Source organism: Pseudomonas sp. IT-P74 (genome assembly GCF_949768175.1).
Lineage (GTDB): Bacteria > Pseudomonadota > Gammaproteobacteria > Pseudomonadales > Pseudomonadaceae > Aquipseudomonas.
This window is the reverse complement of the sequence record NZ_CATKQD010000011.1, coordinates 412,189-436,888: the sequence shown is the minus strand read 5'-3', so window position 1 is coordinate 436,888 and position 24,700 is coordinate 412,189. Positions and strand designations below refer to the sequence as shown.

Genomic DNA, 24,700 nt, shown 5'->3' with positions numbered 1-24,700 from the left:
CCACAGATGGATCAGCCACTATTGGGAAAGGGTACTCAGAATCTGATGGGCAATCTTGACCCGTTCTGCATTGGGATAATTCTTGTTGGCCAGCATCACAATGCCGATGTCCTTCGATGGCACGTACGCCACGTATGCCCCGAAGCCACCGGTTGAGCCTGTCTTGTTGATCAGCACGTTCTGCGGCTGTGCTTGTGACGGGTTCAGCCACCGGACTTCATGGGCCTGCATGGCCATCGGCGTGGAGTTGCCCTCCAGCAAACGATCCAGTGTGATCGGGTAGCGATACATCTCCCAACCGAGGCCCTGGGTCATATCGCCAACGGTGTAGTAACCGCTATGGGTCAGGGCGATGGCTTGCTGCAACGGCTTTTCCAGGGACGCCGGTTTCATGTTTGCACCGACATAGCCCAGCAAGTCCGCGGCGCTGGTTTTCACCCCATATGCCTCGGAATCCAGCGCACCCGGAGTGACACGTACCGGTTGGCCATCCTTGTTGTAGCCCTGGGCGTACAGCGCCATCTGATCCTGCGGCACGTGCACATAGGTGTGCTGGAGGCCCAGTTTCGGCAGCAGGGTTTTCTCCATCAGCTCATCAAACGGCTGGCCCATGCTTTGGGCGGCGAGGTAGCCGAACAGGCCGAGACTGGGGTTCGAATACAGTCGGTGGCTGCCGGGGGCGTAGAGCGGTTTCCATTGTTTGTAGTAGCCGAGCATTTTGTCGGCCGAATCAGATTCAGCAGGGAATTGCAGCGGCAGGCCACCGGCGCTGTAAGTGCCCAGTTGCAGCACGCTGATGTGGTCGAACGCACTGCCGCGCAAGGCCGGCAGGACATGACTGGCCTTGTCCGACAGCGACAGCTTGCCCGTGGCCTGGGCGTAGGCGGCGAGGGTGGCGGTGAAGGTTTTACTGACAGAGCCGATTTCGAACAGGGTGTCTTGCGTAACGGGGTTGCCGGTTTCTTTCGAGGCGACGCCATAGTTGAAGTAATGCGCCTGGCCGTTGACGGTGACTGCCACGGCCATTCCGTGAATACCCTCGGCCTGCATCACCGGTTGTACAGCGGCGTTCACCACGGTCTCGATTTGATCCTGTGCCACGCACTGGCCCGCGGCGAATATCGCTATCCAAGCGACGATGGTTTTCAGCCTGTCCATGTTGGTTTCGTCCGTCGTTGATTTAGTTGCGCGCCATTCTAGGGGAAGAAACCCTGTTTTTTAAAACCGACCGCCCACAGGCGGGTCGGGTTTATTGTTACAAGATGCGCATCCGTCGATTCAACGTACCAGGCACGGCCGCTTGTTATCGAACTTCCAGCCGGGAATCAGGAACTGCATCGCCATGCTGTCATCCCGCGCCCCCAGGCCCATGCCTTTGTAGAGTTCATGAGCTTTGGCGACCTGGTCCAAGTCCAGCTCCACCCCCAGCCCCGGTTTCTGTGGCACCTGCACGCAGCCGTCGACGATTTGCAGCGGGGCCTTGGTCAGGCGCTGGCCGTCCTGCCAGATCCAGTGGGTGTCGATGGCGGTGATCTCGCCCGGCGCGGCCGCCGCGACATGGGTGAACATCGCCAGGGAGATGTCGAAGTGGTTGTTGGAGTGCGAGCCCCAGGTCAGGCCCCACTCGTGGCACATCTGCGCCACGCGTACCGAGCCCTGCAGGGTCCAGAAGTGCGGGTCGGCCAGGGGAATGTCGACTGACTGCAACTGGATCGCGTGGCCCATCTCCCGCCAGTCGGTGGCGATCATGTTGGTTGCGGTTTTCAGGCCTGTGGCCCGGCGGAATTCAGCCATGACTTCGCGTCCCGAGTAACCGTTTTCCGCTCCGCACGGGTCTTCGGCATAGGCCAGGACGTGGTGCTGATCGCGGCACAGGCGGATGGCTTCTTTCAATGACCAGGCGCCATTCGGGTCGAGGGTGATGCGCGCATCGGGGAAGCGTTCAGCCAGGGCCGTGACGGCTTCGATTTCGGCGTCGCCGCTGAGCACGCCACCCTTGAGTTTGAAGTCCTTGAAGCCATAACGCGCGTGGGCCGCCTCGGCCAGGCGCACCACCGCATCGGCGGTCATGGCTTTCTCGTGCCGCACGCGGAACCAGTCGTTGTCGGCGTCCGGTTCGCTGCGGTAGGCGAGGTCGGTTTCGTTGCGATCACCGACATAGAACAGATAGCCGAGCATCTTCACTTCATCGCGCTGCTGACCTTCGCCGAGCAGGGCGGCCACCGGCACGTCCAGGTGCTGGCCGAGCAAGTCGAGCAATGCGGCTTCCAGGCCGGTAACCGCGTGGATGGTGATGCGCAGGTCGAAGGTCTGCAAACCGCGGCCGCCGGCATCGCGGTCGGCGAAGGTCTGGCGTACCTGATTGAGAATCTTCTGATAAGTGCCAATCGGGCTGCCGACCACCAGGCTGCGGGCGTCTTCGAGGGTCTGGCGAATGCGCTCGCCTCCCGGCACTTCGCCAACGCCGGTATGGCCGGCGTTGTCCTTGAGGATCACGATGTTGCGGGTGAAAAACGGGCCGTGGGCGCCGCTCAGGTTGAGCAGCATGCCATCGTGGCCGGCCACCGGAACAATCTGCATGCTGGTGATGATCGGGGCCTTGGCGATTTCTTGTGCAGTCATTTTTTTATCCTTTCAGGCGTGACGTGGCGCAGCTTTGGCCGATTCGACGGCAGGCGCGGATTTGGGTTTGTTGCGGGCGGCAAACACGATGATGGCGGCGATGATCGAGGTCGCGGCCAGGCCGTACAGCCCGCCCTGAATGGAACCGGTGCGTTCTTCCAGCAGGCCGAACGTGGTCGGCGCAACGAAGCCGCCGAGGTTGCCCACCGAGTTGATCAGCGCGATGACACCGGCGGCAATGCGCGCATCCAGATAGGCCTGGGGAATCGGCCAGAACAGCGACGAGGCCGATTTGAAGCCCAGTGCAGCAAAGCAGATGGCGACAAAGGCGAAGACCGGCCCGCCGGTGGTGGACATGAACATCCCGGCCGCGGCGATCAGCAGGGCAGTGGCAACCCAGGCTTGCTGGTGTTTCCACTTGGCCGACAGGGACGCGAAGGCGTACATGCCGACAATCGACAGCAACCACGGGATCGAGTTGAACAGCCCGACCTGGACATCGCTCAGCTCGCCCATCTTCTTGATGATGCTCGGCAGCCAGAAGGTCGCGGCGTAGATGGTCAGCTGGATAAAGAAGTAGATCAGGCAGAACAGGATAATCTGGCGATCCTTGAGCAACTTGCCCAGTGACGGCTTGATCGGCGTGGCCGCTTCCCGGGCCAGTTGTTCGTCGTCGATGGCCTTGACCAGCGCGTCTTGTTCTTCGCGGCTCAGCCATTTGGCGTCGTGGGGTTTGGAGTCCAGCCAGAACCAGACAAAGGCGCACAACCCGACCGAGAACATGCCCTCGATGAAGTACATCCATTGCCAGCCGTGCATGCCCAGGCCGCTGATTTGCAGGAGTAGCCCGGACAGCGGGCCGGAGATCAGCGAGGCAATCGCCGAGCCACTCAGGAAAATCGCAATCGCCTTGCCGCGCTCTACGCCGGGCAACCAGCGGGTGAAGTAGTAGATCACCCCGGGAAAGAACCCGGCTTCGGCCACGCCCAGCAGAAAACGCAGGATGTAGAAGTGGGTTTCGTTCTGAATGAACGCCATGCCCGCGGCGACCAGGCCCCAGGTCAGCATGATCCGGGTCAACCAGATGCGTGCGCCGACTTTCTGCAGAAGGATGTTGGAAGGCACTTCGAACAGTGCATAACCGATGAAGAACAGACCGGCACCCAGGCCATAGGCGGCCGCGCCAATGCCCAGGTCGTGTTCCATGTGGGCACGGACAAAACCAATGTTCACGCGATCAATGTAATTGACGATGAACATGATGACGAACAGCGGCAAGACGTGACGTTTGACTTTGGCGATGGCGGACTTCAGCGCTGAATTGGCGTCGTCGTGCATCCCGGAGATGGATGTATTCACTGCGTTTTCTCCCACTCGTTATTTTTATGCGGGGTGAAGCTGGGTGTTGCGTTGTTGATAGACATCATACAACTAGATTTTTTGATCTTGCAACCACGTTTGTCCAATGAAATGGCGCATATCCAGAGATTTTTTATTCTATTGATGGTGCTTTATGGTCATTGAAGTGACTCGATATGGGCTGTTTGTTGAGTGTTGTCATACAAGTTTAGCGAGATTTTTCAGGATTCCCGCCCGGCGCGGTGCTACGATTCGATAGCCCTGATCTCCGGACACGCCCATGCAAGAAGACCTCGAAGTACCCGCCCGCAAGCGCAGCCACAACCTGGCCCATGACCTGGTGGAGAAACTGACCCAGCGCATCCTGCTCGGCCAGATGTTGCCCGGCGACAAGTTGCCGTCGGAAAACACCATCGTTCAGGAACACGGGGTCAGCCGCACGGTGGTGCGTGAGGCGATCTCGAAGCTGCAAGCCTCGGGGCTGGTGGAAACCCGGCACGGCATTGGCACGTTCGTGATCGAGCGCGCGCCGGAGCAGGGGCTGCGGCTGAATGTCGATACCGCGTTGGGGGTGCGCAGCATTCTGGAGTTGCGTATGGGCCTGGAAACCCAGGCGGCGGCGCTGGCGGCAACGCGCCGCACCGACCTGCAGCTGGCGCAGATGCGTAAAGCGCTGGATGACTATCAGAGCCTGCTGGCCAACAACGACAGCTGTGTCGAAGCGGACCGGCGCTTTCATCTGCTGATCGCCGAAGCCACCGGCAACGTTTGCTTCACCGAAATCATGCAGCACCTGGGCAGTGCCATGATCCCGCGCACCCGGGTCAATGCCGCCGAGCGTGGCGCGGTGGATTTGAGCAAGCTCGGTCAGTTGGCCAACCTGGAGCACGAGGCGATTCTCAACGCCATCAAACGCCAGGATCCGGACGCGGCGAGGGCGGCGATGTGGCTGCACCTGACCAACAGTCGCGACCGGTTTTCGGCCAGTTGATGGTCAGTGATACCGCGTCATCGTTCTTCGCGAGCAGGCTCGCTTCCACATTGGAATGCGTACCCCTGTGGAAGCGAGCCTGCTCGCGATGACGCCAGACGAGTCAGCGCAGAAATCAGATTAAATTCTGGCAACCCGAGCAACGACCGGCTGCCGCTCCAGATTCAACGCCAGCACACTCGCCAACACCACCAACCCGCCGACCACGATCATCGACGTCGGCCGCTCGCCAAGCGCATAAGACGCAATGACCATCGCCGTCGGCGGCGTCAAATACAGGGTCATCGTCGCCCGGCTCAAATCGACATGCGCCAGCACATAGGCCCAGGCCAGGTACGCCAGGGCACTGGGAAATATCCCCAGGGCAATCACTGCAAACTGTACGCGCAGCGGCGCCTGGGCGACTTGATCCGCCAGGCCGGGCAAAAAAACCAGCAACAGCGCTGTCCCGGACCACACCGTGTAACACACCAGCGTCAGCCCGTCGTAACGCCCGGTGTGATGCTTTTGCAGGGCAAAGTAGAGGCTCCAGGACACCGCTGCCAGCAGGATCAACAAGCCGTGGGCGTCGATGCTGCCCAGGCCGTGATCGCCGGCTACGACAACCAGCACGCCAAACAATCCGAGCAGCACACACCCCCAGCGCCACAGGCTCACCTGATCCTTGAACACGAAGCGTGCAATCAATGTGCTGAACAGCGGCGTGGTCTGCGCCAACACGCTCGAAGCACCTGCGCTGACACCCTGCTGTCCGAAGTTGATCGCCACGTGGTGCAGGCTTACCGCGAAGAAACCCAGGCCGAACATCAGCGGCAGATCGCGCAGACTCGGCAGGCGAATGCCCTTGAACATCGCGACCACGGCCATGAATACGGAAGCCAGCAGGAAGCGCAGCAGTGCCAGATGCACGGGGTCGTAGGCCTGTAAGCCGATATGGATGCCGGTCGGGGAATAGCCCCAGCACGCCACGACAAACGCCATGGCCAGGATGATTTTCCAGGGTGAAACGGGGGAGGGTGTGAGCGGCGTCATGGTCGTGCACCTGTGGTGGATGCACCGAGTATCGGAAAGCGGATCGTTCGCCACAACTGACTTATAATGCTCGAACCGTTCACTGTGGGTGATGTATGGAACTGGCACAGATTCGCATGTTCAAGACCGTGGCCGATGTCGGCAGCATCGCCCGCGCGGCCGAATTACTGCATTGCGTGCCGTCGAACATCACGGCACGGATCAAGGCCCTGGAGGCCGAACTGGGTGTCGCGCTGTTTCTGCGTGAGGGGCGAGGGCTGCGCATCAGCCCGTCGGGGCAGACTTTTCTGGCCTACGCCTCGAAAATTCTTGCCCTCACCGCCGAGGCCAAGCGTGCGGTCGACCCTTCGGCCGAACCGTCGGGGCCATTGCGCATCGGGGCCATCGAGTCGTCGGCCACCGGGCGATTGCCGCGTTTGCTGGCGAAATTCCACAAGCGTTTCCCACAGGTAGCGCTGGAGTTGAGCACCGGCTCCTGGGGGCAGTTGCTCGATGACACGCTCAATCACAAGCTCGACGGTGCCATCGTGGCGGTGGACGTCGAGCGTGCGCACCTCAAGCGCACGCCGATGTACCGCGAAGAGCTGCTGCTGATCGCCTCGACCTCCCTGGGGCCGCTGCGGGACGTCAGCGATTTGCAGGACCAGACCGTGTTCATGTGGCCCCAGGGCTGTCCGTACCGGGCGGCGCTGGAGCATTGGCTGTTGCGACAGGGGCAGGCGCTGCCGATTGTCAGCCTGGCCAGCTATGGCGCAATTGTCGGTTGCGTCAGCGCCGGGGCCGGCGTGGCGCTGGTGCCCAAAGGCGTGTTCGATCAATACGCCAAAGGCGCCGGGTGCGCGGGGTTTGAGTTCCCCGAACTGACCGCCGTCGACAACCTGTTTTACTGGCACGAAAACGCCGGGGTGCACCCGGCGCGCGAGGCGTTTGTGGCGATGCTGCGCGAGGAATTTGTCTGACGCATTTCCTTGTAGGAGCGAGCCTGCTCGCGATAGCAGTGCATCAGTCAACGTTGAAAGTGACTGACACTCCGCTATCGCGAGCAGGCTCGCTCCCACAGGGCTTTGTGTGTATTTGAAGATCAGTTCACGTTCACATCCCGCATCAACAACCCAAACTCCAGATCCACCGCATCCGGAATCGGCAAATACACCGTATGCCCATCCCCCGGTGCAACTTCGATCGCTTCACCCTTGGCGTTTTGCAATTGATGCAGATCGAAGTGGAAGTTGCCCTTGGGCGTCATCAGTTCCATGTGATCGCCCAGGCCGAAACGGTTTTTCACCTTGACCTCGGCCAGTCGATCCCGCCGCTGCCCGGTCAGCTCACCGACAAACTGCTGGCGCTCCGAGACCGAACTGCCGTTCTGGTAGTTCTGGTATTCGTCGTGCACATGCCGGCGCAGAAAACCTTCGGTGTAGCCGCGCTGGGCGAGGGACTCCAGGTCGGTCATCAGGGCGCGGTCGAAGGCCCGGCCCGCCACCGCATCGTCGATGGCCCGGCGATACACCTGGGTGGTGCGTGCGCAATAAAAGTGCGATTTGGTCCGGCCTTCGATTTTCAGGGAGTGCACGCCCATGTGGGTCAGGCGTTCGACGTGCTGCACGGCGCGCAGGTCCTTGGCGTTCATGATGTAGGTGCCGTGTTCGTCTTCGAAGGCCGGCATCTGTTCGCCGGGACGATTGGCTTCTTGCAACAGGAACACCTGATCGGTGGGCGTACCGATGCCCAGGGTCGGTTCGGGATCGAAGGTCTGGACGATCTCGCCGAGCTGGTTTTCCGTGGCCGGTTGCGCCGAGTATTTCCAGCGGCAAGCGTTGGTGCAACTGCCCTGATTGGCGTCACGCTTGTTCATGTAGCCCGACAGCAGGCAGCGACCGGAATAGGCCATGCACAACGCGCCGTGCACGAACACTTCCAGTTCCATGGCGGGCACTTGCTCGCGGATCTCGGCGATTTCTTCCAGGGACAGCTCCCGCGACAGGATGATCCGGCTCAAGCCTTGCAGCTGCCAGAATTCGACGCTCGCCCAGTTCACCGTATTGGCCTGCACCGAAAGGTGGACCGGCATCTGCGGGTAGTGCCGGCGCACCAGCATGATCAGGCCAGGGTCGGACATGATCAGCGCATCCGGGGCCATGGCGATCACCGGTTCAAGGTCCTTGAGGAAAGTCTTGAGCTTGGCGTTGTGCGGCGCGATGTTCACCACCACGTAAAAGCGCTTGCCCCGGGCCTGTGCCTCGCGAATGCCGAGGGCCAGGTTGGCGTGGTCGAATTCGTTGTTGCGCACCCGCAGGCTGTAGCGCGGCTGGCCGGCGTACACCGCATCGGCGCCGTAGGCGAAGGCGTAACGCATGTTTTTCAGGGTGCCGGCGGGGGCGAGCAGTTCTGGCGCGGTGAGGTTCATGGCAGTGTCGGTCGCAAAAGCCGCACAGGGTAAATGCCCTGTGCCAAGGGTTTATTGACCTGGATCTATGCCTGATCAACAAACCGATGGCACTCGCGCGAGCCGTGGCGGACTAAACATCAAGACGAAAGTTTTTCGTCCTGACTGGCTGGCACGGATCGGACATGAACGAAACGACCCTACAAGACAAGTCCTTGATGGTTTTGCTGGTGCTGGTGAGCGCTGCCTTCATCTGGATCCTGCTGCCGTTTTACGGCGCAGCGTTCTGGGCGGTGATCCTTGGCATTGTCTTTGCGCCACTGCAGAGTCGACTGCAACTGAAGTTCGGCTGGCCACGCAACCTCACGTCGCTGTGCACATTGAGCATTTGCCTGGTGATCGCGATTCTGCCGGTGATCACCATCAGCGCCTTGCTGGTTCAGGAGGGGGCGGTACTCTACAAACGCGTCGAGAGCGGTGAACTCGACATCGCCGGGTACGTGTCGCAGTTCAAGCACAGCCTGCCACCGTATTTCCAGTATCTGCTGGATCGCTTCGGCATGGGCGAGTTGAGCGGGCTGCGAGAGAAAATCGTCAAGAGCGCAATGACCGGCGGACAGGTGCTGGCCTCTCATGCATTCAGTTTCGGCCAGGGTACGTTCGAGTTCATCGTCAGTATCTTCATCATGCTGTACCTGCTGTTCTTCTTCCTGCGCGACGGTGCGGAACTGGCACGCAAGGTACGCCAGGCGGTGCCGTTGCAGGAGCAGCAGAAACGCCGTTTGCAGCTCAAGCTCAATCATGTGGTGCGGGCCACGGTGAAAGGCAACCTGTTGGTGGCCATTACCCAAGGCGCGCTGGGCGGTCTGATCTTCTGGTTCCTGGACATTCCCAGCGTATTGCTCTGGGCGGTGTTGATGGCGTTTCTGTCGCTGCTGCCGGCGGTGGGGGCGGGAATCGTCTGGCTGCCGGTGGCGGCGTTTTTCCTGTTCACCGGGGCGATCTGGCAGGGCGTGGTGCTGGTATTGTTCGGGGTCTTCGTGATCGGGCTGGTGGACAACCTGCTCAGGCCGTTGCTGGTGGGCAAGGACACCAGAATGCCGGACTACATGGTCTTGATCTCGACCCTCGGCGGCCTGTCGATTTTCGGGTTGAACGGTTTTGTCATCGGCCCGTTGATCGCGGCCCTGTTCATGTCGAGCTGGGCCATTTTCGTTGAAACCAAACCGCGGATGCAGCTGCCTTAGGCGCTGAGCCTGCCGGACTGGCCGGTGCCGATGCGTTGCGACAGTTCACGGGCGGCGGGCAGTGAAGTGAGCGGGCCGCTGATCTGCACGCCGTCCTGCACCAGATACCAACAGGCGAGCATGCCCAGCTCCCTGAGCTGTGCGGGGACGGCGCTGCCGATAACGGACATGATCTGAACCTTTGACATGACAAGTACCTCCATCAATCTGTGGAGTTACTGTAAGGTCCGGGTGCCTTGAGGAGTAATCAACGCTTTCGATAGTGGTCATTGATGCCAGAGGGGGTAAACGACCCTTGGACGGTCAGCTGACCACCTGATCAAGCATATGAACCACTTCCTGCTCGTTGAGCAGGCCCTTGCGCACCAGGCTTTGCGCCAGCAGCGAGAGAAACTTGGCGCTGCGATGACCTTCCAGGTGCTTGAGTTCGGTCAGTGCGTTGTACACCTTGCCGGAGGTGCACAGACCGACGATGCGGTGCGGGTTTTGCGTTGGCATGTGGTCGTCCTTGTTGTTATCAATCTGTTTTCGACGGACAGCAGCGAGCTTGCGGAACTGTCATGACAAAAATATGACCGTTTTTTGCCACACGGCAGAAATCGGCTCGAGTTCATCTTGCCCGTTTCAGCCACGGGCACTGTCCCGATAGCGACCTTGGCGAGATTTATTCAGACCTGCACCGACAAACGGGCATAAAAAAGCCCCGCTGTTTCAGCGTAATGCTGTTCAGTTAAGCGAATGTGGTCCTCTGTAGGAGCGAGCTTGCTCGCGATGGTCGTCAACGATGACGCTGCAAACCTGATACCCCGCGGTGTTCTCAGGTTCATCGCGAGCAAGCTCGCTCCTACAACTTCCTTAAGTGAACAGCATTACGCAGTTTCAGCGGGGCTTGATGAGTTCGTTACCAGCGGCCATGGCCGTGGCCGTAGTAGCCCCGTGGCGGGCCATAGTAACCACGGGGTGGACCGTAGTACACCGGGGCCGGACGGTAGTAGATCGGTTGCTGCACGTAGACCGGGGCCGGCTGGTAGTAAACCGGAGGCGGTGGTGCGTAATAAACCGGCGCGGGCTGGTAGTAGACCGGTTGTGGTGCGACATAGACCGGGCGGTTGGCGTTGATCAGAGCCGAGCCGACGATGGCAGTACCAACGATCGCTCCAAATACCGCGGCGTCATTACCACCACCGGCTTGCGCCTGTCCTGCGATAGCGAGGGTGCCGATCAGCAAGGCTACTGTGGGGACTTTACGGATCATGATAGTTCCTCGGTTCTTCCACCCGGCGCCTGTATCTGCAATAGACCCAGGGATTGTCGCGGGGATACTTCTAAGACAGCTTTTTTTCGAAAAACAGCACGGCGGCGAGGTAAATTTTGTGTAAGGTCTGTACCGACTTTCTTACCGTCCCCTGTAAGGCCGCGTTAACACACTTATATGATCGATCAGAACCCGATGGAGGGCTAATCCCGTCCATCCGAAAAGTGCATTTGAAGGAGCTTGCCCATGCAGATGAACCCCAACAAAGACACCCAGCTGTGCATGTCCCTTTCAGGACGCCCCGGGAACTTTGGTCTGCGTTTTCACAATCATCTGTATGAACAGCTGGGTCTGAATTTTTACTACAAGGCCTTTGCCAGCCAGGACCTGACGGGTGCCGTCGCCGGCATTCGCGCCCTGCGGATTCGTGGTTGTGGCGTGTCGATGCCGTTCAAGGAAGCCTGCATTGCCCTGGTGGATGAACTCGACGCGTCTGCCGCCGCCATTCAATCGATCAACACCATCGTCAACACCGACGGACATCTCAAGGCCTACAACACCGACTACATCGCCGTGGCCCAATTGCTTGAAAAACACCAGGTGCCCAAGGACTCGAGCTTTGCCTTGCGCGGCAGCGGCGGCATGGCCAAGGCCGTGGCGAGCGCCTTGCGCGATGGCGGCTATGAAAACGGCCTGATCGTGGCCCGCAACGAGCGCGCCGGGCAGGCGCTGGCACAGTCGTTGGGGTATGAGTGGCAGGCCGAGCTGGGGAATCGTCGCCCACAAATGCTGGTCAACGTCACCCCGATCGGCATGACGGGAGGACCTGAGGCCGATCAACTGGCCTTCGAGTCTGATGTGATCGAAAAAGCGGAAACTGTCTTCGATGTGGTAGCGATTCCCTCGGAAACACCGTTGATCGTGCGTGCTCGTGCCGAAGGCAAGCGGGTCATCACCGGACTGGAAGTGATCGCGATCCAGGCACTGGAGCAATTTGTGCTCTATACCGGCGTACGTCCGACGGACGAGCAATTTCACAAGGCCGTGGCGTTTGCCCGCAGCTAGGAGCTGTCCATGCATCCCCCCATTCTCAATCTGGATTCGGTCGAACTTGAAGCGCTGCCCGAAGCGTTTGCGCCGGGCGGTGAAACCGCCGGGCGCTATCAACAGCGCCTGGCCCGAGTCGGTCAGCAATTGGGGGGGCAAAAGCTGGGTTATCGCCTGTATGCGCTGGAGCCAGGCATGCGCGGCAGCCCGTTCCACAGTCATCGGGTCAATGAGGAAATGTTCTACGTTGTGGCCGGGGAAGGAGAGGTCCGCCTGGGAACCGAACGTTTTCCGATCCGCACCGGTGATGTGATCGCCTGTCCACCGGGCGGGCCTGAAAAGGCGCACCAGATCATCAATACCAGCAACGGCGAGTTGCGATACCTGGCCGTCAGCACCCAGCAATCACCGGAGATCTGTGAGTACCCGGATTCCGGCAAGTATGCCGTGATGGATGATTTCAAGGTGGATGCCGAGGGTAATGCGTCAGGCTTTGTTGCCGTTGCCCGGCAAGCCGATGGGGTGGATTACTGGGACGGCGAATAGGCGCAGCCTCTCAAGCTACTGTAGGAGCGAGCCTGCTCGCGATGGACGACAACGATAACGCGTGCTGTCTGAATGAGCGCGTCGTCTGGACGTTTTTCGCGAGCAGGCTCGCTCCTACAGGTTTTTTTGCCAGGCAAACATCCAGGTTATTCGAGCCGAGCCAGCCTTTCTTCCAGCGCCGCAATCCGCGCTTCCAGTTCTTCGATGCGCTCAACCGAAACCCCGCTGCTGCCACGCTCGGCCGGGTTGTTCCTTGCCGCCATGATCGCTTCGATATCCGCCGGGTCGCCCAGGGCGTGGGTGTATCGGTCTTCGCGCTGGCCAGCCTGACGCGGAATCAGCACCGCCAGACCCCGGCCAATCAGGCGTTCGAGTTGATGCACCAGCTGTTCGGTGTCTTCGAACTCATGCATGCGGCCGCTACGGGTCAGCAGTTCATTGACGGTCTGCGGACCACGCAGAAACATCAGCCCGGTCAGGATGACTTGCGCCGGCACCAGTTCCAGGGCCTTGTCGACCTTGTGCTCCCAGCGGTCGGCGCGGCTGCCCATCACCAGCCTGGCGAAACCGCGTCCTTCGAGGGCGCGCAGGCTCTGGCCGACCTGGCCCGGCGTCAGGTTCATCACCGGCTCGCGGCTGGTTTTCTGGTTGCAGGCAATCACCAGGGCATTGAGGGTCAGGGGATAGGTTTCCGGGCTGGTGGCCTGTTTCTCGATCAACGATCCCAGAATGCGGATTTCCGTGCTGTTGAGCCGCGGCTCGTCGAAAGTCGTCTCTTGCTCAGTGCTCATGGTTCTGCATCCTTAGCCGATTCATGTTTTTCACTTGCGTAAGCGCACTTTGACATCGCCCGTTCGGACTAGGCAAGGCTAACGATTCTGCCGCGTCCGGCCAGCGCCAAACTTCATGCTCAAAGGGGTGTTGCGCCACGCGCGCCCCGCCAAACGAGCAGAAGGCGCCGCGATGGAGTTTGCATTCAGCGACGAACAGGAAATGATCCGCGCATCGGCCGAGGGTTTCCTCGCCGATGTCTCGGATTCAGCCGCCGTGCGCGCGGCGATGGTCAGCGAGCGGGGTTTCGACGAAGCCCTCTGGCAGCGTCTGTGCCAGGAAATGTACTGGCCGGCGATTCATATCCCCGAAACCTATGGTGGCCTGGGCCTGGGCTTTGTCGAGCTGACGATCCTGCTGGAACAGATGGGCCGGCGCTTGCTGTGCTCGCCGTTTTTCGCCACCGCCTGCATGGCCACCCCAGCACTGTTGCTGGCGGCCAATGATGAACAGAAGCAGCGCTGGTTGCCGTCGATTGCAGACGGCAGCGTGACCGGGACCCTGGCGTTCAGCAGTGCCAACGGTTGGTCCGCCGAGGATGTCCAGGCAACGGTGGTGGCCGAAGGCGACGGGTTCGTCCTCGACGGCACCCTCAAGCATGTGCTCGACGGCCATGGCGCCGACCTGTTGATCATTGCCGCACGACAACCCGGAACCACCGGCGAAAAAGGCATCAGTCTGTTTGCCGTGAACGCCGTAAGCGCAGGCATCGAACGGCAAATGCTGCCGACCATGGACCAGACCCGGCGCCAGGCGCGGATCCAGCTCAAGGGCCTGTACCTTGAAGCCGACTGCCTGCTGGGAGAATTCGGGAACGGCTGGTCGCACCTTGAACGCGTCCTGCAACTGGCCTGCATCGGCCTGGCCGCCGAGCAGACCGGCGGCGCGCAACAGGTGCTCGACCTCAGCGTGGCCTACATGCAGGAGCGCCAGCAGTTCGGTCGTCCGATTGCCAGTTTTCAGGCCCTCAAACACCGCGCCGCCGACATGATGCTGCAAGTCGAATGCGCGCGATCCGCCAGTTATTACGCCGCGTGCGTGGCCCAAGAGGTCCTCGATCCCCAAGGTGATCCTCAGGTCGCGGCCGAACTGCCTCTGGCGGCGGCGCTGGCCAAGGCGCAGTGTTCGGAAACCTATTTCCACTGCGCCTCCGAGTCCATCCAGTTGCACGGCGGCGTCGGTTTCACCTGGGAATACGACCCGCACCTCTACTTCAAACGCGCCCGCGCCAGCGAGAGTTTCCTCGGGCTACCGGCCTGGCATCGCGAGCGCATTGCTTCGGTGATTCTGGGAGAGCAGCCATGAAAATCAGTTTCAGCGAGCAGGACGAATGCTTCCGTCGGGAAGTCGCCGACTGGATGAGCGCCAACCTCTGCGGCGAGTTCGAAGCCCTGCGTTTTCGCGGTGGTCCGGGCGATGAGCACATGTTTCCCGAAGAACGCAAAGCCTGGGAGCGCAAGCTCGCAGAAGGCGGCTGGACCTGCGTCGGCTGGGCGCCGGAGCATGGCGGGCGCGGCCTGTCGATCACCCGGCAGGTGATCTTCAACGAAGAGTACGCCCGCGCCGGCGGCCCTGGCCGCATGGGCCATATCGGCGAAGGCCTGGCCGGGCCGACCATCGCCGCATTCGGCACGGTCGAACAGCAACAGCGCTTTTTGCCGGGGATCGTCAGCGGTACGTCGTTCTGGTGCCAGGGCTATTCAGAGCCGGGCGCCGGTTCCGACCTGGCCAACGTCAAGACCCGTGCAACGCTGGATGAAGCGACCGGCCAATGGCTGATCAATGGGCAAAAAGTCTGGACCTCCCTGGCCCACGAGTCGGACTGGTGTTTTGTCATCGCCCGCACCGAACCGGGCAGCGTCGGCCATCGCGGTCTGTCGTTCCTGCTGGTGCCGATGGCCCAGGCTGAAATCAGCGTTCGCCCGATCGAGCAACTGACCGGCACCTCGGAATTCAACGAGGTGTTCTTCGACGATGCCCGCACCGACGCCGCCAACATCATCGGCGCGCCGGGCGACGGCTGGAAGATCGCCATGGCGCTGCTGGGCTTTGAGCGAGGTGTCTCGACCCTCGGCCAGCAAATGCAGTTCCAGAACGAACTCAACGAAATCATCGCCATCGCCAAATCCAATGGCGCCGACCGCGATCCGATCCTGCGTCAGCGCCTGGCCGAAGCCTGGAGCGGGCTGCGGATCATGCGTTACAACTCGCTGCGCATGCTCTCGGGTAGCCAGGACGGATCGCTGCGCAAGGAGGCGACCATCTACAAGCTGTTCTGGTCGACCTGGCACGCCAGCCTCGGCAAGTTGGCGATGGACGTTCTCGGCGCCGAGGCGGAATTGCTCGAAGCCGGACCTTACCAACTGACCCGTTTGCAGTCGCTGTACCTGTTCAGCCGCGCCGACACCCTCTACGGCGGCAGCAACGAAATCCAGCGCAACATCATTGCCGAGCGTGCCTTGGGCATGCCCAAAGAGCCGCGTCCGCGTGCCTGAAAGGAGAGAGTTCATGTCTGTACCTCAATATGTTGAAGGTCGCGGCCTGCTGCGCGGCAAGTCGGTGCTGATCACCGCCGCCGCAGGCGCCGGTATCGGTTTTTCCGCCGCCGTGCGTGCTGCCGAAGAAGGCTGCCGTGCGCTGATGATCAGCGATATCCATGAAGGCCGGCTGGCCGAAGCGGTGCTGAAAATCCGCGAAACCACCGGGCTGCAACACGTGTTCGGCCAGGTCTGCAACGTTGCCGACGAAGCCCAGGTTCAGCAGCTGATCGCCTGCGCCGAACGTGACTTGCAAGGCGTGGATGTGCTGATCAACAACGCGGGCCTCGGCGGCTCGCGCTTGCTGGTGGACATGGCCGATGAAGAGTGGAATCGGGTCATTGATGTGACGCTCACCGGCACCATGCGCATGACCCGCGCCATGCTGCCGAAAATGATGGAGCGGCGTGCCGGAGTGATCGTCAATAACGCCTCAGTGTTGGGCTGGCGCGCGCAGAAAGAACAGGCGCACTACGCCGCCGCCAAGGCCGGAGTCATGGCGCTGACCCGCTGCACAGCGGTCGAGGCCGCCGACTACGGCATCCGCATCAACGCGGTCAGCCCGAGCATTGCCCTGCACGATTTCCTGCGCAAATCCGCGCCCCAGGCGGTGCTCGATCAACTGGCCGCCAACGAAGCGTTCGGCCGCGCCGCCGAAGTCTGGGAAGTGGCCAACGTGATGATGTTCCTGGCCAGCGACTACAGCTCCTACATGACCGGCGAAGTGTTGTCGGTGTCCAGCCAGAGGGCGTGACCATGCCACGAATTTTCGACACGCCAATGGCCTTGTTCGATGCCGTGGGCGAATCACTCGGCGCCAGCGACTGGCTGTTGCTGGAACAAGACCGCATCGATCGGTTCGCCGACGCCACTGGCGATCACCAGTGGATTCACGTCGATCCGGTCAAGGCTGCCAGCGGCCCGTTTGGCACCTGCATTGCCCATGGTTACCTGAGCCTGTCGCTGGTCAATCTGTTCCTGCCGCAGATCGTCGAGGTCCGTGGCCTGGCGATGGGCGTCAATTACGGCTGTGAGCGGGTGCGTTTTCCTTCGGTGGTGCGCGTCGGCTCGCGGGTGCGCGGCAGTGCGCAATTGATCGCGGTCGAGGAAGTGAAGGGCGGCGTGCAGGCGACCATCCGCGTCAGCGTCGAAATCGACGGCGAGGGACGTCCCGGGTGCGTGGTCGACACCATCAGTCGCTATTACCCGGCTTGACCTTCAATAGAATTTTCGAGGAATCCAGCATGAAAGAAGCCGTCATCGTTTCCACCGCCCGCACTCCGATCGGCAAAGCCTTTCGCGGTGCGTTCAATGATACCGAAGCGCCGCAACTGGGCGGCCACGTGGTGCGCGAAGCCGTGCGCCGTGCCGGCATCGAGCCGGGTGAAGTGGACGACGTGATCATCGGCGCCGCTGCGCAGCAGGGCACCCAGTCCTATAACCTGGGGCGTCTGTGCGCGATTGCCGGCGGCTTGCCGGCATCGGTGGCCGGGATGGCGGTCGAGCGCCAGTGCTCGTCGGGCCTGATGAGCATCGCCATGGCCGCCAAAGGCATCATGTGCGACGAAATCGACATCGCCGTGGCCGGTGGCCTGGAGTCGATATCCCTGGTGCAGAACAAGCACAAGAACCTCTATCGCAACCAGTCGGGTTCGGTGATCGAGCTGGACCCGCACGCCTACATCCCGATGATCGAAACCGCCGAGATCGTCTCCGCGCGCTACGGCATCTCCCGCGACGAGCAGGACGAATACAGCTACCAGAGCCAGCTGCGTACCGCGCAGGCTCAGAACGCCGGGCGATTCGACCGGGAACTGACGCCGCTGACCAGCCGCAAGGCACTGTTCGACAAGGCCACCGGCGAAACCAGCTATGAAAACGTCACCTTGCTGCGTGACGAATGCAACCGCATCGACACCTCTCGCGAAAGCCTGAGCGCCCTGGAACCGGTATGGCCCGGCGGTCAGTGGAGCGACAAGGGTCGATTCATCACCGCCGGCAACGCCTCGCAGCTGTCTGACGGCGCATCGGCTTCGGTGTTGATGAGCGCCAAAATGGCCGAGAAGCGTGGCCTGGAACCACTGGGGATCTATCGCGGCATGGCCGTCGCCGGCTGCAATTCCGACGAAATGGGCATCGGCCCGGTGTACGCCATTCCCAAGCTGCTCAAGCGCCACGGCCTGACCATGGACCACATCGGCCTGTGGGAGTTGAACGAAGCGTTCGCCTGTCAGGTGCTGTACTGCCGCGACACCCTGGGCATTCCGACCGAGCGTCTGAACGTCAACGGCGGGGCGATTTCCATTGGTCATCCGTTCGGCATGTCCGGGGCGCGGATGGTCGGCCACGCGTTGGTCGAAGGCCAGCGTCGCGGCTTGCGTTACGTGGTGGTGAGCATGTGCATCGGTGGCGGCATGGGCGCTGCTGCCCTGTTCGAGGTGGTCTGAATGATCAGCGCTCAACAGATTCAGGCGACCATGGCACGCTACGTGGAATTGGTGGATGCCGGCGACATTGAGGGCATCCTCGCGCTCTACGCCAAAGACGCCACCGTTGAAGACCCGGTCGGCCAGGCGCCGTTGCAAGGCATCGACGCCATCGCGCGCTTTTACCGTGAGGGGTTGGGGGCGATGAACGTCTCTGCGACGCAAACCGGCCCGGTGCGCGCGACGCTCAACGGTTGCGGAGCGATGCCGTTCCGGGTCGATATGGAGTGGGGCGGGCAACCGTGCTCACTGCATGTGATCGACGTGATGGAGTTCGACGCCGACGGCAAGATCCGCTCGATGAAAGCCTTCTGGAGTGAAGTTAACGTAACAGCGCGAGGTGCAGCATGAACCTGGAACAGCGGATCGCCCGCCTGGAAGCGCTGGAGGACATCCGCCAGCTCAAGCATCGCTACCTCAACGCCTGTGACCTCAAGCAGGTCGAGGTGATTGCCGACTGCTTCGCCGAAGGTGAAGTGCTGATCGATTACGGGCCGTTGGGGATCTTTCGTGAGCGCGACAGTTTTGTCGCGCTGTACCGCGAACTGGCTTGCCATGAGCGGGTGATCGACCTGCATCACGGCGCCAACCCGGAAATCGAGGTGCTGAACGAGGATCAGGCCCAGGGCCGTTGGGCCCTGTGGTATTTCAACCTGGATGGCGAGAGCGGGGCGACGCGGCAGCTGGGTGGCTTCTATCAGGACCGTTACCAGCGTATCGCCGGCCAATGGAAGATCGTCGCCACCCGTTTTACCGCTCACTCGCAAGTGGCGCGTTCCTGAAGACCGCTCGCCCCAGAGGTGGCCCAACCCCATCCACACTGTGGGAGCGAGCCTGCTCGCGATGGCGGCATGACAGGCAACATCAATGTTGAATGTGCCGGCCTCATCGCGAGCAGGCTCGCTCCTACAGTTTTTTTGTGGTGAACCTGGCATTAGCGTACAACCCGATCCCCCTTGTGGGAGCGAGCCTGCTCGCGATGGCGGCATGACAGGCAACATCAATGTTGAATGTGCCGGCCTCATCGCGAGCAGGCTCGCTCCTACAGTTTTTTGTGGTGACGCCGACATTGCGAGTATCCCCAATCCCCTGTGGGAGCGGGCTTGCCCCGGGCGGCGTTCCGACGAAGGCGGCGTGTCAGGCAACATCGATGTTGGATATGCTGACAGCCATATCCGGATTCTGCGTTCGGCCGGTTTCGTAGTAAACCTTGAGGTTCTCGGCAATCTGCCGCACGACTTTGTTGAAGGCTTTTCCCAAAAATAATTCCATCAGCCTGCCGCCGCGCAGGCTGTATCGCATTTGCAGGGTGACGCGGGTCGCGTTGCCTTCGGCTTGCAAGGCATAACTGAAACTCGCCTCGCGAAACGGAAAGGGCGAGTCATTGCCGCCCTTGTGCAACCGCAACACGAACCCTGTGCCTTCCTGCCACTGCACCACGCTTTCATCCAGATACTGACCACTCTTGCGCAACACTCGGCGACTGGCGCCGACACCTTGCGTTGCGCCGGGATGAAACTGGCAACCGGTCAGGCCCGGCACGTAGTGTGGAGCGAGGCTCAGGTCGCGCAGTTTGGCCCATGCGGCTGGCTGTGAAAGGTCAAGCAGTACGCTGTGGCTGGCAATCGCGGGCATCTCGAATGTCCTCTTATGAATGAGATTGTGCGGCATCAAGAAACGCCGGCCGCTCACCCGCGCCATGCACTGCGATATCCGCGCCACTGACGTAACGGGCCAGCTTCGAAGCCAGGTACAGGCAGGTGTCGCCAATGTCCTCCGGGGTCGCCAGGCGTTGCAACGGAATGGTTGCCGCCACCCGTGCAACGCCTGCGTCGTCACCATAATGCATGGCCGCCTGCTCGGTGAGAATCAGCCCGGCGGTCACGGCGTTAACCCGCACCTTTGGCGCCCATTCCACTGCCAGCGAGGTGGTCAGGTTCAGCAGGCCGGCCTTGGCCGCGCCATAAGCGGCGGTGCCGGGGGAAGGGCGGGTGGCGCTGACGCTGCAGATGTTGATGATCGCACCGCCATCGGCCTGGGCCTGCATCACCTGGTTGGCCTGCTGGCAGAGGTTCAGCGGCGCGATCAGGTTCAGGCGGATGATCGCTTCGCTGAAACGCGACGAAGCTGTGGCGGCATCGGCATTCGGCGAACCGCCGGCGTTGTTGACCAACACATCGAGGCGACCGAAACGCTCGACGATGTGTGCGATCAAACGCCCGGACTGCTCGACTTCCCGCAGATCACAGGGCAGGAACAGCGCCTCGCGCCCGGCGCTGGCAGGTAAGGTCTGTGGTGCTTCGCGCCCGCAGATCACCACCTCGGCGCCGCAGTCGAGGAAGCGCTGGCTGATACCGCGCCCCACACCTTTGCCACCGCCGGTGACCAGTACCACTTTGCCGCGAAAGTCCATCGGATCAAGCATGGGGATTCTCTTTTTGTCGCTCGGGAATGCTATCGATGCTAGGTCTGTGGTCCCTGTAATCCAACGTCCGATGAGACTAGGAACGGTGTAGGAGCGAGCTTGCTCGCGATGGACGTCAACGATAACGCGTAAAACCTGATGCCCCGCGCTGTCCTGGCCTCCTTCGCGAGCAAGCTCGCTCCTACAGGTGGGGCACGTAGTCCTGTCGGACGATGTTGACCATCCGGCCCCTCGGAATAATCCGGCTACAACAACAGGCCGGGAGGACACCTTATGGGCGCTTCAGCGCAAGGGCACTTCGTTACGCTGTCGGATGGTTTGCAGCTGCACTACAAAGACATCGGCGGGCATGACACCGGCAACGGCGAACCCGTGATTTTCATCCATGGCAGCGGGCCGGGCGCCAGCGGTCACAGCAACTTCAAGCAGAACTACCCGGTGTTCGCCGAGGCCGGTTACCGGGTGATCGTCCCGGACCTGCCGGGCTACGGCGCTTCGGACAAACCCGACACTCTCTATACCCTGGACTTCTTTGTTGCAGCGCTGAACGGTCTGCTCGACGCCCTGGACATCCAGCGTTGCGTGCTGGTCGGCAACTCCCTGGGCGGCGCGATCGCGATCAAACTGGCCCTCGACCAACCGCAGCGTGTCAGCCGTCTGGTGCTGATGGCGCCCGGTGGTCTGATGGAAAAGGAACAGTACTACCTGCAGATGGAAGGCATCCAGAAAATGGGTGCGGCCTTCGCCAAGGGTGAGCTGAACGATGCGGCGGGCATGCGTCGCCTGCTGGCCTTGCAACTGTTCGATGAAAGCCTGATCAGCGACGAAACGGTCAACGAACGCGTGGCTGTGGTGCAACAGCAACCGGTGTGCGTGCTGTCGACCATGCAGGTGCCGAACATGACGTCACGCCTGGGCGAGTTGCAGTGCCCGATCCTCGGTTTCTGGGGCATGAACGACAAGTTCTGCCCGTCCTCCGGCGCCCAGACCATGCTTGAGCACTGCAGCAAAATCCGTTTCGTGATGCTCAGCGAGTGCGGGCATTGGGTCCAGGTCGAGCACCGTGACTTTTTCAACCGCCAGTGCCTGGCGTTTTTTCAGGAGGCCCTCGGATGAGCGTGCAATTGCGCCGAGAGTTCGGCGAAGAGCTTTATCAGGCGCTGCTCAGCGGCTCCACCCTGGCGCCGCTGACCGAGCGTTGGCCGTCGATCAGCATCGAAGATGCCTATCACATTTCCCTGTACGCCATTGAGCGTCGGGTGGCGGCGGGTGACCAGATCGTCGGCAAGAAAATCGGCGTGACCTCGGCGGCGGTGCAGCAGATGCTCAACGTGCATCAGCCGGATTTCGGCTTCATCACGCGGCAGATGTCGTTCGATGACGATGCCCGGATTTCCCTGTCCGCCAACAAACTGATCCAGCCCCGCGCCGAGGGCGAGATCGCCTTCAAGCTCAAGCATGACCTGGTCGGCCCCGGCATTACCGAGGCCGACGTGCTGGCCGCCACCGAATACGTGATGCCGTGCTTCGAGATCGTCGACTCGCGGATTCATGACTGGCGCATCCGCATCCAGGACACGGTCGCAGACAACGCCTCCTGCGGCGTGTTCGTGCTGGGCGACAGCAAGGTCGCCCCCCGCGAGCTGGACCTGCCGAACTTGCGCATGCGTGTATTCAAGAACGGTGAGCCCCTGAGCGAAGGCCTGGGTTCGGCGGTGCAGGGTAACCCGTTGACGGCGGTGGCCTGGCTGGCCAACACCCTGGGTGCCTTCGGCATTCCGTTCAAAGCCGGGGAAATCATCCTGTCCGGCTCGCTGGTGCCACTGGAACCGGCCCGTGCCGGCGACCGTTTTGAACTGACCATTGATGGCCTGGGCAGTGCCCGGGTGTCTTTCTGCGCCTGACTTTTGGAGTTTGACCCCATGAGCAAAAAACTCAGAGCGGCCATTATCGGCCCGGGCAACATCGGCACCGATCTGCTGATGAAAATGTGCCGATCGCAATGGATCGAGCCCGTCTGGATGGTCGGTGTCGACCCTGAATCCGAGGGTCTGAAACGTGCTCGGGAAATGGGCATCAAGACCACTGCCGGCGGTGTCGATGGCTTGCTGCCCCATGTACTCGACGATGACATCCGTATCGCCTTCGATGCCACCTCGGCCTACGTGCATGCCGAAAACAGCCGCAAGCTCAACGAGCTGGGGGTGATCATGATCGACCTCACGCCGGCGGCCATCGGCCCGTTCTGCGTGCCGCCGGTCAACCTCAAGGAGCACGCGTCGAGCCTGGCGATGAACGTCAACATGGTCACCTGCGGTGGCCAGGCGACCATCCCGATGGTGGCAGCAGTGTCGCGGGTGCAACCGGTGAGCTACGGCGAAATCGTCGCGACGGTTTCTTCCGGTTCGGTCGGCCCGGGTACGCGACAGAACATCGACGAGTTCACCCGCACCACGGCCGGTGCGGTGGAGAAGATCGGTGGCGCCCGACGCGGCAAGGCGATCATTGTGATCAACCCGGCCGAGCCACCGCTGATGATGCGCGACACCATCCACTGCCTGACCGATGACGAGCCGAACCAGGATGCGATCCGTACGTCGGTGCTGGAGATGGTCCGCGAAGTTCAGCGCTATGTACCGGGCTACAAACTGATCAACGGGCCGGTGTTCGACGGGCGCAAGGTGTCGATTTTCATCGAGGTCGAAGGCCTCGGCGATTTCCTGCCCAAGTCCGCCGGCAACCTCGACATCATGACCGCCGCCGGTTTGCGCACGGCCGAGATGTTCGCCGAAGAAGCCCACAAGGGCACCCTGCAACTGCCTGTCCGTTGAGTGGAGAATTCCGATGAATTTGCAAGGTAAGAGCGTCCGTCTGCACGACATGAGCCTGCGCGACGGCATGCACGCCAAACAGCACCAGATCAGCATTGAACAAATGGTCTCGGTGGCCACCGGCCTCGATGCGGCGGGTGTGCCGCTGATCGAAATCACCCACGGCGATGGCCTGGGCGGTGCGTCGCTGAACTACGGTTTCCCGGCCCACAGCGACGAGGAGTATTTCGCCGCGGTGATTCCGCAGATGAAACAGGCCAAGGTCTCGGCCCTGCTGTTGCCGGGGATCGGCACCCTCGACCACCTGAAGATGGCCCACGAACACGGCGTATCGACCATTCGCGTGGCCACTCACTGCACCGAGGCAGACGTGTCCGGCCAGCACATCGGTATGTCGGCGAAGATGGGCCTGGACACCGTCGGCTTCCTGATGATGGCGCACATGGTCAGCCCGGAGAAGCTGCTGGAGCAGGCGCGCCTGATGGAAAGCTACGGCGCCAATTGCATCTACTGTACCGACTCGGCCGGCTACATGCTGCCCGATGAAGTGACGCAGAAGATCGGCGCCCTGCGTGCCGGATTGAATGCCGGGACCGAAGTCGGTTTCCACGGCCATCACAACATGGGCATGGCCATCGCCAACTCCCTGGCGGCCATTGAGGCCGGCGCCGCGCGCATCGACGGATCGGTTGCAGGTCTTGGCGCGGGGGCGGGCAATACGCCGCTGGAAGTGTTCGTCGCGGTGCTGGAACGTATGGGCGTCAACAGTGGCGTCGACCTGTACAAGATCATGGACGTGGCCGAAGACCTGGTGGTGCCGATGATGGACCAGCCGATCCGTCTCGACCGCGATGCGCTGACGTTGGGTTATGCCGGGGTCTACAGTTCGTTCCTGCTGTTCGCCAAGCGGGCTGAGCAGAAGTACGGTATTGCTGCTCGCGAGCTGCTGGTTGAACTGGGCCGACGCGGAACCGTGGGTGGTCAGGAAGACATGATCGAAGACCTGGCACTGACCCTGTCGCGGGCCAGGGGTGCACTGCCGACCTGATTATTGCGGCAACGAAAAAACCACCGATGATTCGGTGGTTTTTTTATGGCCGGTGGA

Annotated in this window: 27 protein-coding genes; 16 read left to right on the top strand and 11 right to left on the bottom strand. The window is 61.4% G+C overall.

Annotated features, from left to right (window positions below; all coding sequences use genetic code 11):
- Window positions 1–18: 18 nt before the first annotated feature.
- From ampC to ACM6J5_RS11085, 3 genes are all read right to left on the bottom strand, one after another.
- Window positions 19–1,158, bottom strand: coding sequence for a class C beta-lactamase (ampC, locus tag ACM6J5_RS11095; RefSeq protein WP_414928505.1), 1,140 nt, complete (start codon window positions 1,156–1,158; stop codon window positions 19–21).
- Window positions 1,159–1,278: 120 nt separating this feature from the next.
- The gene (gudD, locus tag ACM6J5_RS11090) at window positions 1,279–2,622 is read right to left on the bottom strand and encodes a glucarate dehydratase (protein ID WP_150673434.1); all 1,344 of its coding nucleotides are present in this window, start codon (window positions 2,620–2,622) and stop codon (window positions 1,279–1,281) included.
- A 12-nt stretch (window positions 2,623–2,634) separates the two neighbouring features.
- The gene (locus ACM6J5_RS11085) at window positions 2,635–3,981 is read right to left on the bottom strand and encodes an MFS transporter (protein WP_095946139.1); all 1,347 of its coding nucleotides are present in this window, start codon (window positions 3,979–3,981) and stop codon (window positions 2,635–2,637) included.
- A 280-nt stretch (window positions 3,982–4,261) separates the two neighbouring features.
- Here ACM6J5_RS11085 and ACM6J5_RS11080 point away from each other — a divergent pair, with 280 nt between their 5' ends.
- Window positions 4,262–4,972 (top strand): FadR/GntR family transcriptional regulator, encoded by a 711-nt coding sequence (locus ACM6J5_RS11080; RefSeq protein WP_095946140.1) that lies wholly within the window; start codon window positions 4,262–4,264, stop codon window positions 4,970–4,972.
- Window positions 4,973–5,092: 120 nt separating this feature from the next.
- Here the strand turns inward: ACM6J5_RS11080 and ACM6J5_RS11075 are convergent, their stop codons facing one another.
- Window positions 5,093–6,004: a DMT family transporter gene (locus tag ACM6J5_RS11075; RefSeq protein WP_095946141.1), complete on the bottom strand. Its 912-nt coding sequence runs from the start codon at window positions 6,002–6,004 to the stop codon at window positions 5,093–5,095.
- A gap of 95 nt (window positions 6,005–6,099) precedes the next feature.
- Here ACM6J5_RS11075 and ACM6J5_RS11070 point away from each other — a divergent pair, with 95 nt between their 5' ends.
- A complete protein-coding gene (locus ACM6J5_RS11070) occupies window positions 6,100–6,963 on the top strand; it encodes a LysR substrate-binding domain-containing protein (protein WP_150673436.1) in 864 nt (287 codons plus the stop codon).
- 122 nt (window positions 6,964–7,085) lie between these two features.
- Here ACM6J5_RS11070 and yegQ read toward each other — a convergent pair whose 3' ends face one another.
- Complete coding sequence (gene yegQ, locus ACM6J5_RS11065; RefSeq protein WP_414928504.1) at window positions 7,086–8,411, bottom strand: tRNA 5-hydroxyuridine modification protein YegQ; 1,326 nt, start codon at window positions 8,409–8,411, stop codon at window positions 7,086–7,088.
- 164 nt (window positions 8,412–8,575) lie between these two features.
- On the opposite strand from yegQ, the gene ACM6J5_RS11060 reads away from it, so the two are divergent.
- Window positions 8,576–9,637 (top strand): AI-2E family transporter, encoded by a 1,062-nt coding sequence (locus ACM6J5_RS11060; RefSeq protein WP_150673438.1) that lies wholly within the window; start codon window positions 8,576–8,578, stop codon window positions 9,635–9,637.
- On the opposite strand, the gene ACM6J5_RS11055 is transcribed toward ACM6J5_RS11060, so the two are convergent.
- The 3 genes from ACM6J5_RS11055 to ACM6J5_RS11045 all read right to left on the bottom strand — a co-directional run bounded on the left by ACM6J5_RS11055 (window position 9,634) and on the right by ACM6J5_RS11045 (window position 10,892).
- Window positions 9,634–9,825, bottom strand: a complete 192-nt coding sequence (locus ACM6J5_RS11055; protein WP_008004165.1) for a hypothetical protein — start codon at window positions 9,823–9,825, stop codon at window positions 9,634–9,636. The genes ACM6J5_RS11060 and ACM6J5_RS11055 overlap by 4 nt on opposite strands.
- Window positions 9,826–9,940: 115 nt before the next feature.
- Window positions 9,941–10,135, bottom strand: a complete 195-nt coding sequence (locus tag ACM6J5_RS11050; protein WP_095946372.1) for a hypothetical protein — start codon at window positions 10,133–10,135, stop codon at window positions 9,941–9,943.
- A 403-nt stretch (window positions 10,136–10,538) separates the two neighbouring features.
- Window positions 10,539–10,892, bottom strand: a complete 354-nt coding sequence (locus tag ACM6J5_RS11045) for a hypothetical protein (protein ID WP_095946371.1) — start codon at window positions 10,890–10,892, stop codon at window positions 10,539–10,541.
- 246 nt (window positions 10,893–11,138) lie between these two features.
- On the opposite strand from ACM6J5_RS11045, the gene ACM6J5_RS11040 reads away from it, so the two are divergent.
- Window positions 11,139–11,957: a shikimate 5-dehydrogenase gene (locus tag ACM6J5_RS11040; RefSeq protein WP_095946370.1), complete on the top strand. Its 819-nt coding sequence runs from the start codon at window positions 11,139–11,141 to the stop codon at window positions 11,955–11,957.
- A gap of 9 nt (window positions 11,958–11,966) precedes the next feature.
- The gene (locus tag ACM6J5_RS11035; protein WP_414928503.1) at window positions 11,967–12,485 is read left to right on the top strand and encodes a cupin domain-containing protein; all 519 of its coding nucleotides are present in this window, start codon (window positions 11,967–11,969) and stop codon (window positions 12,483–12,485) included.
- Between the two features lie 146 nt (window positions 12,486–12,631).
- On the opposite strand, the gene ACM6J5_RS11030 is transcribed toward ACM6J5_RS11035, so the two are convergent.
- Window positions 12,632–13,276, bottom strand: a complete 645-nt coding sequence (locus ACM6J5_RS11030; RefSeq protein ID WP_414928502.1) for a YceH family protein — start codon at window positions 13,274–13,276, stop codon at window positions 12,632–12,634.
- A 172-nt stretch (window positions 13,277–13,448) separates the two neighbouring features.
- Between ACM6J5_RS11030 and ACM6J5_RS11025 the strand changes: the two genes are divergently transcribed.
- The 7 genes from ACM6J5_RS11025 to ACM6J5_RS10995 are packed head-to-tail and all read left to right on the top strand — an operon-like array spanning window position 13,449 to window position 19,121.
- Window positions 13,449–14,621, top strand: a complete 1,173-nt coding sequence (locus ACM6J5_RS11025; RefSeq protein WP_414928501.1) for an acyl-CoA dehydrogenase family protein — start codon at window positions 13,449–13,451, stop codon at window positions 14,619–14,621.
- Window positions 14,618–15,811 carry an acyl-CoA dehydrogenase family protein gene (locus ACM6J5_RS11020; protein WP_414928500.1) on the top strand — a complete coding sequence of 398 codons (1,194 nt, stop codon included), beginning with the start codon at window positions 14,618–14,620 and terminating at the stop codon, window positions 15,809–15,811. Before ACM6J5_RS11025 ends, ACM6J5_RS11020 begins: the two co-directional genes overlap by 4 nt.
- Before the next feature lie 13 nt (window positions 15,812–15,824).
- Entirely contained in the window at window positions 15,825–16,607 is a 783-nt protein-coding gene (locus tag ACM6J5_RS11015) for an SDR family oxidoreductase (RefSeq protein WP_414928499.1), read from the top strand.
- Window positions 16,608–16,609: 2 nt separating this feature from the next.
- Complete coding sequence (locus tag ACM6J5_RS11010; RefSeq protein ID WP_414928498.1) at window positions 16,610–17,068, top strand: MaoC family dehydratase; 459 nt, start codon at window positions 16,610–16,612, stop codon at window positions 17,066–17,068.
- A 29-nt stretch (window positions 17,069–17,097) separates the two neighbouring features.
- On the top strand, window positions 17,098–18,300 hold the full coding sequence (locus tag ACM6J5_RS11005) for an acetyl-CoA C-acyltransferase (RefSeq protein ID WP_414928497.1): 1,203 nt from the start codon (window positions 17,098–17,100) through the stop codon (window positions 18,298–18,300).
- Window positions 18,301–18,690, top strand: a complete 390-nt coding sequence (locus ACM6J5_RS11000) for a steroid Delta-isomerase (protein WP_414928496.1) — start codon at window positions 18,301–18,303, stop codon at window positions 18,688–18,690.
- Entirely contained in the window at window positions 18,687–19,121 is a 435-nt protein-coding gene (locus ACM6J5_RS10995; protein WP_414928495.1) for a nuclear transport factor 2 family protein, read from the top strand. The genes ACM6J5_RS11000 and ACM6J5_RS10995 overlap by 4 nt, the downstream gene beginning before the upstream one ends.
- Window positions 19,122–19,476: 355 nt before the next feature.
- On the opposite strand, the gene ACM6J5_RS10990 is transcribed toward ACM6J5_RS10995, so the two are convergent.
- Window positions 19,477–19,974 (bottom strand): SRPBCC family protein, encoded by a 498-nt coding sequence (locus tag ACM6J5_RS10990; protein ID WP_414928494.1) that lies wholly within the window; start codon window positions 19,972–19,974, stop codon window positions 19,477–19,479.
- A 13-nt stretch (window positions 19,975–19,987) separates the two neighbouring features.
- Window positions 19,988–20,764, bottom strand: a complete 777-nt coding sequence (locus ACM6J5_RS10985; protein WP_414928493.1) for an SDR family oxidoreductase — start codon at window positions 20,762–20,764, stop codon at window positions 19,988–19,990.
- A 273-nt stretch (window positions 20,765–21,037) separates the two neighbouring features.
- Between ACM6J5_RS10985 and ACM6J5_RS10980 the strand changes: the two genes are divergently transcribed.
- The 4 genes from ACM6J5_RS10980 to dmpG are packed head-to-tail and all read left to right on the top strand — an operon-like array spanning window position 21,038 to window position 24,643.
- Entirely contained in the window at window positions 21,038–21,880 is an 843-nt protein-coding gene (locus tag ACM6J5_RS10980) for an alpha/beta fold hydrolase (RefSeq protein WP_414928492.1), read from the top strand.
- Complete coding sequence (locus tag ACM6J5_RS10975) at window positions 21,877–22,668, top strand: fumarylacetoacetate hydrolase family protein (protein ID WP_150673452.1); 792 nt, start codon at window positions 21,877–21,879, stop codon at window positions 22,666–22,668. The genes ACM6J5_RS10980 and ACM6J5_RS10975 overlap by 4 nt, the downstream gene beginning before the upstream one ends.
- Before the next feature lie 18 nt (window positions 22,669–22,686).
- Entirely contained in the window at window positions 22,687–23,595 is a 909-nt protein-coding gene (locus tag ACM6J5_RS10970) for an acetaldehyde dehydrogenase (acetylating) (protein ID WP_095944326.1), read from the top strand.
- 13 nt (window positions 23,596–23,608) lie between these two features.
- Window positions 23,609–24,643 (top strand): 4-hydroxy-2-oxovalerate aldolase, encoded by a 1,035-nt coding sequence (gene dmpG, locus ACM6J5_RS10965; RefSeq protein ID WP_414928491.1) that lies wholly within the window; start codon window positions 23,609–23,611, stop codon window positions 24,641–24,643.
- Window positions 24,644–24,700: the final 57 nt, after the last annotated feature.

What these genes read in the sequence shown, in the direction of transcription:
- ACM6J5_RS11045 (WP_095946371.1), bottom strand. Translation starts at nt 10,892, where the DNA reads ATGATCCGTAAAGTCCCCACAGTAGCCTTGCTGATCGGCACCCTCGCT.
- dmpG (WP_414928491.1), top strand. Translation starts at nt 23,609, where the DNA reads ATGAATTTGCAAGGTAAGAGCGTCCGTCTGCACGACATGAGCCTGCGC.
- ACM6J5_RS10970 (WP_095944326.1), top strand. Translation starts at nt 22,687, where the DNA reads ATGAGCAAAAAACTCAGAGCGGCCATTATCGGCCCGGGCAACATCGGC.
- ACM6J5_RS10980 (WP_414928492.1), top strand. Translation starts at nt 21,038, where the DNA reads ATGGGCGCTTCAGCGCAAGGGCACTTCGTTACGCTGTCGGATGGTTTG.
- yegQ (WP_414928504.1), bottom strand. Translation starts at nt 8,411, where the DNA reads ATGAACCTCACCGCGCCAGAACTGCTCGCCCCCGCCGGCACCCTGAAA.
- ACM6J5_RS11030 (WP_414928502.1), bottom strand. Translation starts at nt 13,276, where the DNA reads ATGAGCACTGAGCAAGAGACGACTTTCGACGAGCCGCGGCTCAACAGC.
- gudD (WP_150673434.1), bottom strand. Translation starts at nt 2,622, where the DNA reads ATGACTGCACAAGAAATCGCCAAGGCCCCGATCATCACCAGCATGCAG.
- ACM6J5_RS10990 (WP_414928494.1), bottom strand. Translation starts at nt 19,974, where the DNA reads ATGCCCGCGATTGCCAGCCACAGCGTACTGCTTGACCTTTCACAGCCA.
- ACM6J5_RS11020 (WP_414928500.1), top strand. Translation starts at nt 14,618, where the DNA reads ATGAAAATCAGTTTCAGCGAGCAGGACGAATGCTTCCGTCGGGAAGTC.
- ACM6J5_RS11040 (WP_095946370.1), top strand. Translation starts at nt 11,139, where the DNA reads ATGCAGATGAACCCCAACAAAGACACCCAGCTGTGCATGTCCCTTTCA.
- ampC (WP_414928505.1), bottom strand. Translation starts at nt 1,158, where the DNA reads ATGGACAGGCTGAAAACCATCGTCGCTTGGATAGCGATATTCGCCGCG.
- ACM6J5_RS11055 (WP_008004165.1), bottom strand. Translation starts at nt 9,825, where the DNA reads ATGTCAAAGGTTCAGATCATGTCCGTTATCGGCAGCGCCGTCCCCGCA.
- ACM6J5_RS11050 (WP_095946372.1), bottom strand. Translation starts at nt 10,135, where the DNA reads ATGCCAACGCAAAACCCGCACCGCATCGTCGGTCTGTGCACCTCCGGC.
- ACM6J5_RS11060 (WP_150673438.1), top strand. Translation starts at nt 8,576, where the DNA reads ATGAACGAAACGACCCTACAAGACAAGTCCTTGATGGTTTTGCTGGTG.
- ACM6J5_RS10985 (WP_414928493.1), bottom strand. Translation starts at nt 20,764, where the DNA reads ATGCTTGATCCGATGGACTTTCGCGGCAAAGTGGTACTGGTCACCGGC.
- ACM6J5_RS11075 (WP_095946141.1), bottom strand. Translation starts at nt 6,004, where the DNA reads ATGACGCCGCTCACACCCTCCCCCGTTTCACCCTGGAAAATCATCCTG.
- ACM6J5_RS11000 (WP_414928496.1), top strand. Translation starts at nt 18,301, where the DNA reads ATGATCAGCGCTCAACAGATTCAGGCGACCATGGCACGCTACGTGGAA.
- ACM6J5_RS11070 (WP_150673436.1), top strand. Translation starts at nt 6,100, where the DNA reads ATGGAACTGGCACAGATTCGCATGTTCAAGACCGTGGCCGATGTCGGC.
- ACM6J5_RS10975 (WP_150673452.1), top strand. Translation starts at nt 21,877, where the DNA reads ATGAGCGTGCAATTGCGCCGAGAGTTCGGCGAAGAGCTTTATCAGGCG.
- ACM6J5_RS11010 (WP_414928498.1), top strand. Translation starts at nt 16,610, where the DNA reads ATGCCACGAATTTTCGACACGCCAATGGCCTTGTTCGATGCCGTGGGC.
- ACM6J5_RS10995 (WP_414928495.1), top strand. Translation starts at nt 18,687, where the DNA reads ATGAACCTGGAACAGCGGATCGCCCGCCTGGAAGCGCTGGAGGACATC.
- ACM6J5_RS11005 (WP_414928497.1), top strand. Translation starts at nt 17,098, where the DNA reads ATGAAAGAAGCCGTCATCGTTTCCACCGCCCGCACTCCGATCGGCAAA.
- ACM6J5_RS11015 (WP_414928499.1), top strand. Translation starts at nt 15,825, where the DNA reads ATGTCTGTACCTCAATATGTTGAAGGTCGCGGCCTGCTGCGCGGCAAG.
- ACM6J5_RS11080 (WP_095946140.1), top strand. Translation starts at nt 4,262, where the DNA reads ATGCAAGAAGACCTCGAAGTACCCGCCCGCAAGCGCAGCCACAACCTG.
- ACM6J5_RS11035 (WP_414928503.1), top strand. Translation starts at nt 11,967, where the DNA reads ATGCATCCCCCCATTCTCAATCTGGATTCGGTCGAACTTGAAGCGCTG.
- ACM6J5_RS11025 (WP_414928501.1), top strand. Translation starts at nt 13,449, where the DNA reads ATGGAGTTTGCATTCAGCGACGAACAGGAAATGATCCGCGCATCGGCC.